Genomic DNA, 14514 nt, shown 5'->3' on the forward strand with positions numbered 1-14514 from the left:
TCTGCATCCATGGGGGATGGAATTAACCAGCGTGCCGCGCGGCGCCTCGCGTCACTACAGGCCTATCGGCTGTCAGCCGAGTTCCGCGAGCCGCCGCCCGAGTTCGCGGGCTGCTTCACGACCTTCTATCACTTGACGCTCGACCTTCCCGAAGGCGCGGCGCGGGTCACCGATTACCTCCAGCCGGAATGGGCCAACATCCGCTTCTTCTGCGGCACCCCGCCCGAGGCCGAGATCGCCGCAAGCAGGGTGAGCGGCGCGCGTTTCGTCGGCACCGGACCGAGCGCGTTGCCGTGCCGGTTCGCGCTGGGCCCGGTGCGGATGTGGGGGGTGGGCTTCCTGCCGCTCGGCTGGGCGCGGTTCTTCGATGCCGATGCCAGTGTTTGCGCGAACATCGTCTGCGACGGCGCAGCGCACCCCGCCTTCGCCCATTTCGACGGCCTTGCCGAGGTGCTGTGCGACCCCGAGGCGACGCTCGACGAGCAATATGACGCGATCGTCGCCGCGATGACGGCCGCGATGCGCCGCAACCGCGACGAGCCGCGCATCGCGCGCGTCCACGCCGGGCTGGTGAGTGGCGATCACGCCTCGGTTCACGATCTTGCCGATGCCTGCGCGATGAGCATCCGCACGCTCGAGCGGATCTGCGCGCGCTATTTCGGCTTCTCGCCCAAGCTGCTGATGCGCCGCCAGCGGTTCATGCGCAGCCTGACGACCTTCATGCTCCACCGCGGCACCCGCTGGACCGAGGCGATGGACGCCCATTACCACGACCAGGCGCAGTTCACGCGCGAGTTCCGCGAGTTCATGACCATGAACCCGAGCGAATATGCCGCGCTCGACCATCCGATCCTGACCTCGTTCATGGAGGCCCGCGCGCGGGTCTGGGGGAGCGCGGCGCAGACGCTCGACCCGCCTCCGCCCCCCTCGCCGCGCTGACCGCGCCGGCGCGGCACTGGCGCTTTGCAATCGTGGCGATTTGCCGCTAGCGGGCGGCGGCGAAATCCCGCGGGCGGAACATTCGAAAACCATGACCGACATCACATCCCAGACACAGGCCGCGCTGGCCGCGATCGCTGCGGCTGACAGCCTCGATGCGCTCGAGGCCGAGCGGCTCGAAACCCTCGGCAAGAAGGGCTGGGTAAGCCTCGCCCTCAAGACCCTCGGTGGCATGAGCCCCGAGGAGCGCACCGCCGCCGCCCCCGCGATCCAGTCCGCCCGCGCCGCCATCGTCGAGGCGCTCGACGCCAAGAAGGCCGCGCTGGAAGCCGCCGCGCTCGAGGAGCAGCTGGCGCGCGAGACGATCGACCTGACGCTTCCGGCCCAGGCCGCTCCCAAGGGTTCGGTGCACCCCGTCTCGCAGGTCATGGACGAGCTCGCCGAGATCTTCGCCGACCTCGGCTTCGCGGTCGCCACCGGCCCCGAGATCGAGGACGACTGGCACAACTTCACCGCGCTCAACATGGACGAGACCCACCCCGCGCGGGCGATGCACGACACCTTCTATTTCCCGGACAAGACGGCGGACGGGAAGGACATCCTCCTGCGCACCCACACCTCGCCCGTCCAGGTCCGCGCGATGATCCAGCAGGGCGCGCCGATCCGCGTGATCGCGCCGGGCCGCGTCTACCGTTCCGACAGCGATGCCACCCACACCCCGATGTTCCACCAAGTCGAAGGCATGGTGATCGACAAGGGCATCCACCTCGGCCACCTCAAGTGGACGCTGGAGACCTTCTTCAAGGCCTTCTTCGAGCGCGAGGACATCGTGCTGCGCCTGCGCCCAAGCTACTTCCCCTTCACCGAACCGAGCGTCGAGGTTGATGTCGGCTATTCGAACGAGGGTGGCCGCCGGGTCGTCGGCGGGCACGGCGATGCGCCGGGCCATGCGTGGATGGAACTGGGCGGTAGCGGGATGATGAACCCGCGCGTGCTCGCCGCGGGCGGGCTCGATCCGGCCGAGTGGCAGGGCTTCGCCTTCGGCCTCGGGATCGACCGCATCGCAATGCTCAAATACGGGATGAACGACTTGCGCGCCTTCTTCGACGGCGATCCGCGCTGGCTCCAGCACTACGGCTTCTCGCCCTTCGACCAGCCGACGCTTTCCGCAGGCGTGGGAGCACGCGCATGAAGTTCTCGCTGACCTGGCTCAAGGATTACCTCGAGACCACCGCTTCGGTGGCGGAGATCTGCGACGCGCTCAACGCCATCGGCCTCGAGGTCGAGGGGGTGGAGGACCCGGCGGAGAAGCTCGCCGGTTTTCGCGTCGCGAAGGTGCTGACCGCTGCGCGTCACCCCGATGCCGACAAGCTTCAGGTGCTCACCGTCGACACGGGTGACGGCCAGCCGCTGCAAGTCGTCTGCGGTGCTCCAAATGCACGCGCGGGGATGAAGGGCGTGCTGGGGCTCCCCGGCGCGACCGTGCCCGCCAACGGCATGGTGCTGCGCAAGAGCGCGATCCGCGGGGTCGAGAGCAACGGCATGATGTGCTCGACCCGCGAGCTCGAACTGGGCGAGGATCACGACGGGATCATCGAACTGCCCGACGATGCGCCGGTCGGCACCAGCTTTGCCGACTACCACGGCTCCGACCCGGTGATCGAGGTCGCCGTGACTCCCAACCGCCCCGATTGCATGGGCGTCTACGGCATCGCCCGCGATCTGGCGGCAAAGGGTCTGGGGACGCTGAAGCCGATTGCCACGCCCGCGTTCAGCGCGAGCGGCGCGTGTCCGGTGGAGATTCGCACCGACGATCCGGAGGGCTGCCCGGCCTTCTACGGGCGCGTGATCACGGGGGTGAAGAATGGTCCCTCGCCCGACTGGCTTCAGGCCCGGCTCAAGAGCGCGGGCCAGCGCCCGATCTCGCTGCTGGTCGATCTCACCAATTACCTGATGCTCGGCTTCGGGCGCCCGGCCCACGCCTATGACCTCGCCAAGCTTTCGGGCGCAGTGGTTGCCCGCCGCGCGCGCAAGGGCGAGCAGGTGCTGGCATTGAACGAGAAGACCTACACGCTCGACAGCGAAATGGTCGTGATCGCCGACGACGCGGGTGTGCACGACATCGCCGGGATCATGGGCGGCGAGCATTCGGGCGTGTCGGAGACGACCACCGATGTGTTGCTCGAGATCGCCTATTTCGATCCCCCGCGGATCGGCGCGACCGGGCGCAAGCTGGGGCTTTCCAGCGACGCTCGCACCCGTTTCGAGCGCGGGGTGGACCCCGAGTTCCTCGACGGCGGGCTAGACCTCCTCACCGGCCTCATCGTCGAGCTTGCGGGCGGCCAGCCCAGCGAGGGGGTGCGCGCCGGTTCGCCCCCGTCGCAGGCGAAGGTCGTCGCCTTCGACCCGGCCCTTACCACCCGCCTCGGCGGTGTGGAGGTGCCCGAGGGCGAACAGAAGCGCATCCTCGAAGGCCTCGGGTTCACGGTTGGTGCCGATTGGCAGGTCACCTGCCCCTTGCGCCGCCACGACATCGAGGGCCCGGCCGATCTGGTCGAGGAAGTCGTACGCATCCACGGTCTCGACAAGGTCGCGAGCGTCGCGCTCCCCCGCACAGAAGGCGTCGCCCGCCCCACCGCCACGCCGCAGCAGAAGCTGGAGCGCGGCCTGCGCCGTGCCGCCGCCGCCAGCGGCCTCAACGAAGCGGTGACCTGGTCCTTCCTCCCCGAATGGGCTGCGAACCACTTCTCCGACGGCAACGACACGCCCTGGGTGCTCGCCAACCCGATCAGTGAGGACATGAAGGCGATGCGCCCCTCGCTGCTCCCCGGCCTGCTGATGGCGGCCAAGCGCAACGCCGATCGCGGCGCGGCCTCCTCGCGGCTGTTCGAGATCGGGCGGCGCTATTTCCGCGGGCCGAACGGCCTCAGCGACGAGAAGCCGACCCTCGGCATCGTGCTGGCGGGCGAGAAGACCCCGCGCGGCTGGCAGAGCGGCAAGGCCAAGGCGTTCGACGCCTATGATGCCAAGGCGCTCGCGCTCCAGCTGCTCGAAGCGGCCGGCGCTCCGGTCGCCAACCTGATGGTGATGGGCGAGGCGGGGCCGCAGTTCCACCCCGGCCAGTCGGCCACCCTGCGCCTCGGCCCCAAGGTCGTGCTGGCGCGCTTCGGGATGGTGCATCCGGCGACGCTCAAGGCCTTCGACGCCGAAGGGCCGATCGCCGCGGTCGAGCTGTTTCTCGACGCGATCTCGGCGAAGAAGGGCGCGGCCTTCGCGCGTCCGGGCTTCACGCCGCCGGCATTGCAGGCCGTGACCCGCGATTTCGCCTTCCTCGTCCCGGCAACGCTGGCGGCGGGCGACCTCGTGCGCGCGGTGCAGGGCGCGGACAAGAGGTTCATCACCGCCGTGCGCGTGTTCGACGTTTTTGCCGGGCAGGGCGTGCCGGAAGGCAAGAAGTCTATCGCGGTGGAAGTCACGCTCCAGCCGGGCGAGGCCAGCTTCAAGGACGCCGACCTCAAGGCCATCGCCGAGAAGGTCGTCGCCGCGGCCGCCAAGCTGGGCGGGGAGCTGCGCGGATGAGCAAGACCGCCTTCGTCACCGGCGCCACCGCCGGGATCGGCCTTGCCACCGTGCGCCGCCTCGTCGCCGACGGCTGGCGCTGCGTCGCCACCGGGCGGCGGCAGGAGCGGCTCGATGCGCTGGTCGCGGAGCTGGGCGCGGACAAGGTCCATGCCCTGTGCTTCGACGTGCGCGACACGCCCGCGCTCGATGCCGCGCTGGCATCGCTCCCCGAAGGCTTCCGCGACATCGACCTGCTGGTCAACAACGCCGGCCTCGCACAGGGTCTCTCCGCCGCGCAGAACGCCAGTCTCGACGATTGGCAGACCATGATCGACACCAACATCACCGCGATGGTGGTGCTGACCCGCAAGCTCCTGCCGGGGCTGATCGAACGCAAGGGCGCGATCATCGCCATCGGTTCGGTCGCGGGGAGCTACATCTATCCGGGCGGCAACGTCTATGCGGGGTCCAAGGCCTTCGTGAACCACTTCACGCTCGCCCTGCGCGCCGACCTGCATGGCACGGGGGTGCGCGTGACCAGCATCGAGCCGGGCATGGTCGAGACCGAGTTCACCCTGGTGCGCACCGGCAGCCAGGAGGCCAGCGACAAGCTCTACGCCGGCGTCAACCCGATGACCGGCGAGGACATCGCCGACACCATCGGCTGGATCGCCAGCCTGCCGCCGCATCTCAACATCAACCGGATCGAGCTGATGCCGGTCAACCAGGACTTCGCGGGCTTCCGCGTCGCACGCGACAACCAGTGACCTCCAATCGCCGCACCTTCGCGATCATCTCGCACCCTGACGCAGGGAAAACCACGCTGACCGAGAAGCTGCTGCTCCAGGGCGGCGCGATCCACCTTGCGGGCGAGGTCAAGGCGCGTGGGGCTGCGCGGCGGGCGCGGTCGGACTGGATGAAGATCGAGCAGCAGCGCGGGATCTCGGTCACCTCCTCCGTGATGACCTTCCAGAAGGACGGGATCGTCTTCAACCTGCTCGACACCCCGGGCCACGAGGACTTCTCCGAGGACACCTACCGGACGCTGACCGCCGTGGACTCGGCAGTGATGGTGATCGACGCGGCCAAGGGCATCGAGCCGCAGACCCGAAAGCTGTTCGAGGTCTGCCGCCTGCGGAGCGTGCCGATCATCACCTTCGTCAACAAGGTCGACCGCGAGGGCCGCGATCCCTTCGAGACGCTGGACGAGGTCGCCGACATGCTGGCGCTCGATGTCTCGCCCCAGATGTGGCCGATCGGCATGGGCGGCGAGTTCGAGGGGCTGCTCGATTTCGCCACCGAAACCATCAGCCGCCCCGAAGGCCCGAGCCGCGAGTTCCTCGGCACCCGCGACACGGCCGCCATTCCCCAGCGCTTCGCCGACGAGATCGAGCTGGCGCGCGGCGGCTATCCCGAATTCGACCTCGAGGCCTTCCGCCACGGCGACCTGACGCCGGTCTATTTCGGCTCCGCGCTCAAGAATTTCGGCGTCACCGAGCTGATCGACGCCATCGCCCGCTTCGCGCCCCCGCCGCGTCCCCAGCCGGCGGGCGAGGAGCAGATCAGCCCGGAGCGCGACGAGGTGACCGGCTTCATCTTCAAGGTGCAGGCCAACATGGACCCCAACCACCGCGACCGCATCGCCTTCATGCGGCAGGTCTCGGGCACCTTCAAAAGGGGTATGAAGCTGACCCCGAGCGGGCTGGGCAAGCCCATCGCGGTCCACTCCCCGATCCTGTTCTTCGCGCAGGACCGCGAGCTGGCCGACACGGCGGAAGCGGGCGACATCATCGGCATCCCCAACCACGGCACCCTGCGGGTGGGCGACACCCTGTCCGAGCGCAACCAGGTGCGCTTCACGGGCCTGCCCAACTTCGCGCCCGAGATCCTGCGCCGGGTGCAATTGAAGGACCCCACGAAGACCAAGCAGCTGCGGAAGGCACTCGACGACCTCAGCGAAGAGGGCGTGATCCAGGTCTTCTACCCCGAGATCGGATCGGCCCACATCGTCGGCGTGGTCGGCCAGCTACAGCTCGAGGTGCTGATCAGCCGGCTTGAGGCGGAATACAAGGTCGAGGCCGTGCTCGAACCCTCGCCTTTCGCCACCGCGCGGTGGATCAAGGGTGACGGGAAGGCACTGGACGACTTCGCCAGCTTCAACCGCGCGAACCTCGCCAAGGACCGCGACGGCGACCTCGTGTTCATGGCCAAGAGCCCGTGGGACGTGAGCTACCAGGTGGAGAAGAACCCTGAGCTGACCTTCTCGGCGACCAAGGAACGGTAGAACCCGCCCCCATTCGCCTCGAGCAAAGTCGAGAGGCTTGTTCGGGGTGTCTCGACTGCGCTCGACACGAGCGGGAGCGCGGGTGACTTGCCCAAAGCGCAAGCTTTGGCCAAAGCATCATCCATGCAGACCGCCGGCCCGACCTCGCAGACCTTCATCTCGCAGCGCCTTCGCCTCAACTATCTCGACTGGGGAGGGCGCGGGAAGCCTCCGCTGGTGCTGGTGCACGGCGGGCGGGACCATGCCCGAAGCTGGGACTGGACGGCAGAGGCGCTGCGTGAGGATTACCACGTCATCGCCATGGACCACCGCGGGCATGGCGATTCCGACTGGGTATCGGACGGGATCTATTCCGCCGCCGACATGGTCTATGACCTCGCCCAGCTTATCCATCAGCTCGGCGTGGGGCCGGTCAGGATGGTGGCGCACTCGATGGGCGGGAACGTTGCGCTGCGCTACGCGGGCGCCTTCCCCGACATGGTGACGAAGCTCGTCGCGATCGAGGGTCTCGGCCCCTCGCCCGAATGGCGCGAGAAGCAGCGCAGCCAGCCCTATCCCGAGCGCCTCGCCGAATGGATCGAGAAGAAGCGCAAGGCCGCCGGCCGCACCCCGCGCAAATACGAGAGCATCGAGGCCGCCTTCGCCCGCATGATCGAGGAGAACGCCTACCTCACCGAGGATCAGGCCCGCCACCTCACCGTTCACGGGGTCAACCGCAACGAGGACGGCACCTACAGCTGGAAGTTCGATCCGCATCTCAATGTCTGGCCGGTCGAGGACATCGGCGATGAATTCATCGAGGCGCTTTGGGGTGCGATCACCTGCCCGACGCTGCTGCTCTACGGGGCGGACTCCTGGGCTTCGAACCCGGAGAAGGACGGGCGGATCGCCCACTTCAACACCGCTCGGGTGATCGAGTTCGAGAAGGCGGGCCACTGGCTCCATCACGACCAGTTCGACCGCTTCATCGCGACCTTGCGCGAATTCCTGTGATGGCGCCGGGAGGCGAGGCGACAGGCTCCGCTAAGTTTACAAAGTTGACACTGTGAACTTTGCAATCCTACAGGAATTCTCTTTATCTTTCTATGCGATAGACCGCAAAACCGAAGTTGACACTGTGCGCGGCGTTTGCGTGTCCTGCCGGGGCGTCGACAATGCGAAAGAGCCGCGCGCGGCCTAACGCGCGCCACCTGCTGTAGGAAAGGCTCCTGTCGCGCGCGCGCACCTGTGCTAGGGCCGGCGCGAGGAGGGTTCGCATGGCCGATTTCACCGACACGCTGACCGAAAAGCACATCGCCATGATCGCCGCCCAGCCGGTGTTCTTCGTGGCCACGGCCTCGGCGGAGGGGCGGATCAACCTCAGCCCCAAGGGCTATGACGCCTTCCGCGTGATCGCGCCGGACCGGGTCGCCTATCTCGACCTCGGCGGATCGGGGAACGAGACCCATGCCCACCTTGCCGCAGACGGGCGCATCACGGTGATGTTCTGCAACTTCCGGCAACCGGCCCTGATCCTGCGGATCTACGGTCGGGGTAGGCCTGTCCTTCCGCAGGACGCGGGCTGGGAGGAGCTCGCCGGCCATTTCACCATGATTGCCGGAACCCGCCAGATCTTCGACATCGCGGTCGAGAGCGTGCAGTCCTCCTGCGGCTGGGGCGTGCCCTTCATGACGCTCGAGGGCGAGCGCGACACGCTGAAGAAGGCGCACCGCCAGTCCGATCCCACGGCATGGACGGCCAAGATGGCCGGACGCACCCGCAGCATCGACGGCCTCCCGACCCGCGCCACCGACAGGTTCATCGCCGACGCCGAGGGCTGATTGCGGCGCGTTTCACCGCAGGAATTGCTCATAAGTTAATCACATGGTGAAAATTTAGGCACGCATTCTACCGCAGTTGCGAAGAATCGCGCTGATTCCATTGCGTCAAACGCGTTACACAAATCTGGCACGCTTGTTGCTGTGTCTCCGATGGCCGGAAAAATCCGGCGCAACAGGGGCCACAGATGAAGTTCATCATCGCCATCATCAAACCGTTCAAGCTCGACACCGTGCGCGAGGCGTTGAGCGGCATCGGCATCGCCGGAATGACCGTCACCGAAGTCAAGGGCTTCGGCCGGCAGAAGGGCCAGACGGAAATCTACCGCGGGGCCGAATACTCCACCAACATGCTTCCCAAGGTGAAGCTCGAGATTGCCGCCAGCGACGAGATCGCCGCGCAGGTGGTCGAAACCATCCAGGCGACCGCCAACACGGGCGCGATCGGCGACGGGAAGATCTTCGTCCTCGATCTCGCCTCCGCAACCCGCATCCGCACCGGCGAGTCCGGCGAAACCGCGCTCTGAGGGGGCAAGTTCATGAAGCGTTTTCTCGTTAAGACCGCAGCCCTGATGACGGGGGCCCTGCTGCTGGCCGCGCCCGCGCTCGCTGCTGCTCCTGCGGCCGAGGTGGCCGAAGTCGTCGCCGAAGTGGCCGAAGCCGCACCCGCCTTGCCGAACCCCGGCAACAACGGCTTCATGATGACGGCGACCGTCCTCGTGCTGCTGATGATCCTGCCCGGCCTCGCGCTGTTCTACGGCGGCCTCACCCGGTCGAAGAACATGCTCTCGACCATGACCCAGATCGGCGCGGCCGCATCGCTGGCGATGCTGGTGTGGGTGATGTGGGGCTACGGCCTCGCCTTCGGTCCGGAAGGCAACGAGTGGATCAGCTGGGGCAAGTTCTTCCTCGCCGGGGTCACTCCGGATTCGACCGCGGCGACCTTCACCGACGAGGTCATCAGCGAATACATCTTCATCAGCTTCCAGATGACCTTCGCCGCGATCACCGCCGCGCTGGTGCTCGGATCGGTGGTGGAGCGGATGAAGTTCTCGGCCACGATGGTGTTCACGCTGGTCTGGCTGACGATCGTCTACTTCCCGATCGCCCACATGGTGTGGGAAGCGCGCGGCTTCTTCTTCGCGATGGGCGCGCTCGACTTCGCGGGCGGCACGGTGGTGCACATCAACGCCGGCATCTCGGCGCTGGTCGCGGCCTTCATCCTCGGCAAGCGCCGCGGCTACCCCAACGAGCCGATGCCGCCGCACAGCCTGACGCTGACGATGGTCGGCACGGGCCTGCTGTGGGTGGGCTGGTTCGGCTTCAACGCCGGCTCGGCGCTGGAAGCCAACGGCTCGGCGGCGCTCGCGATGATCAACACCTTCGTTGCCACGGCGGCGGGCGGCCTGTTCTGGATGCTGACCGAGCGGGCGATGGGCCACAAGGGCTCGGCACTGGGCTTCTGCTCGGGCGTGATCGCCGGCCTCGTCGCGGTGACCCCGGCGGCGGGCAACTCGGGCCCCTTCGGCGCGATCCTGCTCGGCGCGATCGCCTCGATCGTCTGCTACTTCTTCGTCGCCAAGGTGAAGCCGGCGCTCGGCTATGACGATGCGCTCGACGCTTTCGGCATCCACGGGGTGGGCGGTATCGTCGGCGCGATCGGCACCGCCATCGTCTTCTCGCCTGCCCTCGGCGGTCCGGGCGGCGAGGACTACGACATGGTCTCCCAGCTCGGCGTCCAGGCCTTCGCCTCGGCCTTCACCATCGCCCTCGCCGCGGTCGGCACCACGATCGCCATCTTCATCGCCAAGGCTGTCACCGGCCTCAGGGTCGACGAGGAAAGCGAAGTCAACGGCCTCGACATCTCCGAACACGGGGAGCGCGCCTACAACTAATCTCCAGTTTGGCGGGGGGAGGCCTCTCTCTCCCTCTCCCCTCCCCCCGCCTCACCTTGTTCCTCCTGCGAACGAACAGACTGAACATGGCCGGAGCCGCCCAGAGCGTCTCCGGCCTTTTTTTGTTTGAGTTTCTTGTTTGCGACCCCGCCTCCGCGGGGTCGCCCTCGGCGAGTCTCAGGCCCTGCGGGCCTGATCGCCTGCGGCTCGCGCGCGTGCGCTCGCGGCCCGTCCTTCGGCGGGCCGGATCAGCGCGTCTATTGCGGTGGGGTTAGACCCGCTCCGCTGCCATCACGAAGTCGGCGCACCTCTCGCCGATCATGATGCTCGGGGCGTTGGTGTTGCCGCTGACGATCTTGGGCATCACGCTCGCATCGGCCACCCACAGGCCGTCCAGCCCGTTGAGCCTGAGCGTGGGATCGACCACGGCATCCGCATCGCTCCCCATCCGGCAGGTGCCGACCGGGTGATAGACCGTGTCGGCGCGGTTGCGGATCAATGCGTCGAGCGCGGCGTCGTCATGGAGGTCGACCGGATGGCGGTCCTTCGGTCCGAAGGCCTGCATCGGCGGGGCCTCTGCGATGCGGTGCGACAGGCGCACGCCAGCGCGCAGAACCGCCATGTCGCGCTCGTCGTCGAGGAAGTTGGGGTCGATCACCGGAGCCGCTGCCGGATCGGCGCTCCCGAGGCGCACCGTCCCCCGGCTCTCGGGGCGCAGCACGCAGGCGTGGAGCGAGAAGCCGTGCGCCTTCACCTTCTCGCGCCCGTGGTCCTCGAGCACGGCGGGGACGAAGTGCCATTGCACATCGGGGGCGGGGCTATCGGGCATGACGGTCCAGAACCCGCCGGCTTCGGCATAGCAGGTGGTCATCACGCCCGTGCGCTTCAGCCGGTGCTCGACCATGGCCGCCGCCATCTTCAGCGTGCCGCGCAGCGTTCCGCCGATCAGCACGTTGCTCTCGGTCTCCCAGCCGGAGACGTAGTCGATATGGTCCTGGAGATTGCCGCCGACGCCCGCGCGGTCGAGCACCACCTCGATGCCGTGGGCCTTGAGATGCGCGGCGGGGCCTATCCCTGACAGCATCAGGATCTGGGGCGAGTTGAAGGCGCCTGCGGACAGAATGACCCCGCGACGGGCGAGCAACGACTGCACAACGCCCCCGCGACGAACCTGCACGCCGGTGACACGCCCACCCTCGATCAGCAGCTTCTCGACCAGCGTGTCGGTGCGCACGGCGAAGTTGCCTGCATCGCGGATCGGCTCCACATAGGCGCGCGCCGCAGACCAGCGTTCGCCCTTGCGCTGGGTCACCTGGTAGAGGCCGAAGCCCTCCTGGCGCTCGCCGTTGAAATCGGGATTGGTGCGCAGCTGCAACGCCGCCGCCGCGTCGACGAAGGCGTGGGAGGCGGGGTTGGCATGCTTCTGGTCCTCGACGAACAGCGGGCCTCCGTGGCCGTGGTAGTCGTCGCCGCCGCGCTCGTTCGCCTCGGCGCGCTTGAAGTAGGGGAGCACGTCGTCATAGGCCCAGCCGGTCGCACCCTCGGCCGCCCAGTTGTCGTAATCCCAGCGGTTGCCGCGGATATAGACCATCGCGTTGATCGCCGAGGAGCCGCCAAGGCCCCGCCCGCGCGGCTGGTAGCCGGTCCGCCCGTTCAGGCCCTTCTGGGGAACGGTCTCGTACTTGTAGTTCGACTTCTCGGGAATGAAGGGCATGAAGCCCGGCGTCTTGATCCAGACGTTGTCGTTGGTGCCGCCCGCTTCCAGCAGACACACCCGGCGCGTGCCGTCCACCGCGAGACGCCCTGCGACAGCGCTGCCCGCGCTGCCACCGCCGATGACGATGTAGTCGAAGCTTTCCATGATCTCTCCCTTTCAGAGCACGTCCCGGCCACTCCGTGTTACCGTGATTGCGTCAGGGAGTCCGCTGGCAAGGCGCGACGTGCAGCAGGGGCTGGTTGCCCCCGCAATCGCCGCAACGCCGTCCAGCGGGCTCCCTGGCGCAACCGCTTCGCGGCGGGCGTAATCCGGCGCATTGCGGCGTTGCTCGTCGGTCACGATGCATCAGCATCGCTCCCTCCTCGCGCCTTGCACTGCGCCGGATTCCGCTCCGTCACGGTGACACGGAGTGGCCGGGACGTGCTCGTTGGGAAAGGTTTAGGCAGCTTCCGCGCCGCCCGCAATCGCGTTTCGATCAGCTACTGAAGTTGCGAGTGGTGCAACCTGAGCGCCGCTCCGCGCCTGCCGCGATCTCGATTCCCAGCGGGCGCGGATCATGTCGGAGGTCTCGCGGCTGCCGTCATGGCTCCAGCCGGGTTCGCGCAGCAGGTAGGAAAGCTTGTGCCGCCACGGCGCGCGGGCGATGTCGGCGATCATCCCGATCCATTCGTGGAACACCGCCCAGAGGAGGTTGAAGCTGCCGAGCTGCTTGACGATCCCGTAGCGGATCGGCTCGTCGTCGACCTCGGGCGTGAAGGTGCCGAACATCCGGTCCCAGACGATGAACACCCCCGCATAGTTGCGGTCGAGATAGCGCGGGTTGGTGGCGTGGTGGACACGGTGGTGGCTGGGCGTGTTCATCACCGCCTCGAACCACGCGGGCATCCTGTGGATCGCCTCGGTGTGGATCCAGAACTGGTAGATGAGGTTGAACCCGCCGCAGATCGCGATCATCGCCGGATGGAAGCCGAGCAGCACCAGCGGCACCGCGAACAGGAAGCCGAAGGTCAGCGATCCGGTCCAGGTCTGCCTGAGCGCGGTCGACAGGTTGTAGTGCTGGCTGGAGTGGTGGTTCACGTGGCTCGCCCACATCCAGCGGATGCGGTGGCCGGCACGGTGCACCCAGTAATACTTGAGATCGTCGAGGACGAAGCACACGGGCCATGCCCACCACACGGTCCACCATTCGGGGCCGAAGTCGAAGATGCGGTATTCGTAGGCCTTGATGAACAGGGCGAGCGCAAAGCCGCCGAGCAGCGCGCCCGCCACGGTCGAACCGAGGCCGAAGGCAAGACTGACGAGCGTGTCCTTCGGCTCGTAGGCCTCGGGCGCGCGGAACTTGGCCCAGATCATCTCGGCCAGCACGGCCACCACGAACAGCGGCACGGCATATTGGGTGGGATTGAAGTCAGGCATCCTGCCGCGCTTCTACCCGATTGATCGCCTCGGCCCAAGCCTGCGCGTCGGGGATCGAGAGGAAGACCTTGCCGAAGCGCGCCTCGCCGGGATCGACCTCGAGCGCGGTCTCGCCGAGGTCGCGCCACAGCCGCGCCTGCGCGCCGCGGCCGAGCACGCGCCCGGCGAAGCGGTTGCCGTGGCGCTTGATCACCATGATCCGCCCCGCGGTGTCGCGCGCCAGCGCGCTCGCGCCCTCGGCATCGCAGGCGATGGTGGAGGGGGTGAACCCGTCCTCGATTTCGCCGGCCGCGCGGGCCACCGCCGCCTCGCTGTCCAGCCGCGGCGTCCCGCCGAGCTTCAGCCACCATGCCAGCCCCGCCAGCGCGAGGATCGCGACCAGAGAACCGGCGGTCTGGACCAGCAAGTCCACAGGCAGGCGCCTCAGCGCGCGGCCAGCATGTCGATCATGGTGCGAATCGGGCTCACGTCGTAGCCCGCCTGCGCGGCGGCGCGGGCGATGGCGTCCGGGTCCTCGCCCTGCTTGGCGCTCGCCAGCGCCCACAGCAGGGTCGATCGCGTGCCCGATCGGCAATAGGCGAGAATCGGGCCCTCGGCCTGCTCAATCGCGGCGATCATGGCGTCGACCTGCGGCTCGCTGAAGCCGGCGTGGCCCACGGGAATGGCCACATAGTTCAGACCGGCGGCGGCGGCGGCGGCTTCGATCTCGTCGCCCTGCGGTGCCGAAGGCTCCTCGCCGTCGGGGCGGTTGTTGACGATGGTCGTCACGCCCTGTGCTGCGGCGGCGGCGATATCCGCCAGCGCAAGTTGCGGGCTGACCAACACATTCTCGTTGATGCGGCGGAAATCGCTCATGCTGTGTCCTGCTTGTGACCGGGCGTCTCG

Annotated in this window: 13 protein-coding genes; 9 read left to right on the forward strand and 4 right to left on the reverse strand. The window is 67.7% G+C overall.

The genetic code is table 11. The features are described from left to right. Positions 1 to 9: 9 nt before the first annotated feature. The 9 genes from ACMX37_RS00925 (at position 10) to ACMX37_RS00965 (ending at position 10496) form a co-directional block, all read left to right on the forward strand. The gene (locus ACMX37_RS00925; protein ID WP_483147099.1) at positions 10 to 939 is read left to right on the forward strand and encodes a helix-turn-helix domain-containing protein; all 930 of its coding nucleotides are present in this window, start codon (positions 10 to 12) and stop codon (positions 937 to 939) included. Between the two features lie 91 nt (positions 940 to 1030). Next, the gene (pheS, locus tag ACMX37_RS00930; protein WP_483147100.1) at positions 1031 to 2131 is read left to right on the forward strand and encodes a phenylalanine--tRNA ligase subunit alpha; all 1101 of its coding nucleotides are present in this window, start codon (positions 1031 to 1033) and stop codon (positions 2129 to 2131) included. After that, positions 2128 to 4518, forward strand: a complete 2391-nt coding sequence (pheT, locus tag ACMX37_RS00935; RefSeq protein WP_483147101.1) for a phenylalanine--tRNA ligase subunit beta — start codon at positions 2128 to 2130, stop codon at positions 4516 to 4518. Before pheS ends, pheT begins: the two co-directional genes overlap by 4 nt. After that, on the forward strand, positions 4515 to 5267 hold the full coding sequence (locus ACMX37_RS00940; RefSeq protein WP_483147102.1) for an SDR family NAD(P)-dependent oxidoreductase: 753 nt from the start codon (positions 4515 to 4517) through the stop codon (positions 5265 to 5267). Before pheT ends, ACMX37_RS00940 begins: the two co-directional genes overlap by 4 nt. Next, positions 5264 to 6784, forward strand: a complete 1521-nt coding sequence (locus ACMX37_RS00945; protein ID WP_483147103.1) for a peptide chain release factor 3 — start codon at positions 5264 to 5266, stop codon at positions 6782 to 6784. The genes ACMX37_RS00940 and ACMX37_RS00945 overlap by 4 nt, the downstream gene beginning before the upstream one ends. A 123-nt stretch (positions 6785 to 6907) precedes the next feature. Next, positions 6908 to 7777, forward strand: a complete 870-nt coding sequence (locus tag ACMX37_RS00950; protein ID WP_483147104.1) for an alpha/beta fold hydrolase — start codon at positions 6908 to 6910, stop codon at positions 7775 to 7777. A gap of 263 nt (positions 7778 to 8040) precedes the next feature. Then, complete coding sequence (locus tag ACMX37_RS00955; RefSeq protein WP_483147105.1) at positions 8041 to 8604, forward strand: pyridoxamine 5'-phosphate oxidase family protein; 564 nt, start codon at positions 8041 to 8043, stop codon at positions 8602 to 8604. Between the two features lie 185 nt (positions 8605 to 8789). Further along, positions 8790 to 9128: a P-II family nitrogen regulator gene (locus ACMX37_RS00960; protein ID WP_073973884.1), complete on the forward strand. Its 339-nt coding sequence runs from the start codon at positions 8790 to 8792 to the stop codon at positions 9126 to 9128. Between the two features lie 12 nt (positions 9129 to 9140). Then, positions 9141 to 10496: an ammonium transporter gene (locus ACMX37_RS00965; RefSeq protein WP_483147106.1), complete on the forward strand. Its 1356-nt coding sequence runs from the start codon at positions 9141 to 9143 to the stop codon at positions 10494 to 10496. Positions 10497 to 10767: 271 nt separating this feature from the next. Here ACMX37_RS00965 and ACMX37_RS00970 read toward each other — a convergent pair whose 3' ends face one another. The 4 genes from ACMX37_RS00970 to ACMX37_RS00985 form a co-directional block, all read right to left on the reverse strand. Then, positions 10768 to 12357, reverse strand: coding sequence for a GMC family oxidoreductase (locus tag ACMX37_RS00970; RefSeq protein WP_483147107.1), 1590 nt, complete (start codon positions 12355 to 12357; stop codon positions 10768 to 10770). Positions 12358 to 12651: 294 nt separating this feature from the next. Further along, positions 12652 to 13629, reverse strand: coding sequence for a sterol desaturase family protein (locus tag ACMX37_RS00975; RefSeq protein ID WP_483147108.1), 978 nt, complete (start codon positions 13627 to 13629; stop codon positions 12652 to 12654). Further along, on the reverse strand, positions 13622 to 14041 hold the full coding sequence (locus ACMX37_RS00980) for a hypothetical protein (protein WP_483147109.1): 420 nt from the start codon (positions 14039 to 14041) through the stop codon (positions 13622 to 13624). Before ACMX37_RS00980 ends, ACMX37_RS00975 begins: the two co-directional genes overlap by 8 nt. A gap of 11 nt (positions 14042 to 14052) precedes the next feature. Beyond that, positions 14053 to 14484, reverse strand: coding sequence for a protein tyrosine phosphatase family protein (locus ACMX37_RS00985; RefSeq protein ID WP_483147110.1), 432 nt, complete (start codon positions 14482 to 14484; stop codon positions 14053 to 14055). Positions 14485 to 14514: the final 30 nt, after the last annotated feature.

Source organism: Porphyrobacter sp. THAI-01a, from assembly GCF_056868655.1.

Coding starts and splice junctions, on each gene's coding strand:
- ACMX37_RS00940 (WP_483147102.1), top strand. CDS start 4,515: ATGAGCAAGACCGCCTTCGTCACCGGCGCCACCGCCGGGATCGGCCTT.
- pheS (WP_483147100.1), top strand. CDS start 1,031: ATGACCGACATCACATCCCAGACACAGGCCGCGCTGGCCGCGATCGCT.
- ACMX37_RS00965 (WP_483147106.1), top strand. CDS start 9,141: ATGAAGCGTTTTCTCGTTAAGACCGCAGCCCTGATGACGGGGGCCCTG.
- ACMX37_RS00950 (WP_483147104.1), top strand. CDS start 6,908: ATGCAGACCGCCGGCCCGACCTCGCAGACCTTCATCTCGCAGCGCCTT.
- ACMX37_RS00985 (WP_483147110.1), bottom strand. CDS start 14,484: ATGAGCGATTTCCGCCGCATCAACGAGAATGTGTTGGTCAGCCCGCAA.
- ACMX37_RS00975 (WP_483147108.1), bottom strand. CDS start 13,629: ATGCCTGACTTCAATCCCACCCAATATGCCGTGCCGCTGTTCGTGGTG.
- pheT (WP_483147101.1), top strand. CDS start 2,128: ATGAAGTTCTCGCTGACCTGGCTCAAGGATTACCTCGAGACCACCGCT.
- ACMX37_RS00960 (WP_073973884.1), top strand. CDS start 8,790: ATGAAGTTCATCATCGCCATCATCAAACCGTTCAAGCTCGACACCGTG.
- ACMX37_RS00955 (WP_483147105.1), top strand. CDS start 8,041: ATGGCCGATTTCACCGACACGCTGACCGAAAAGCACATCGCCATGATC.
- ACMX37_RS00925 (WP_483147099.1), top strand. CDS start 10: ATGGGGGATGGAATTAACCAGCGTGCCGCGCGGCGCCTCGCGTCACTA.
- ACMX37_RS00970 (WP_483147107.1), bottom strand. CDS start 12,357: ATGGAAAGCTTCGACTACATCGTCATCGGCGGTGGCAGCGCGGGCAGC.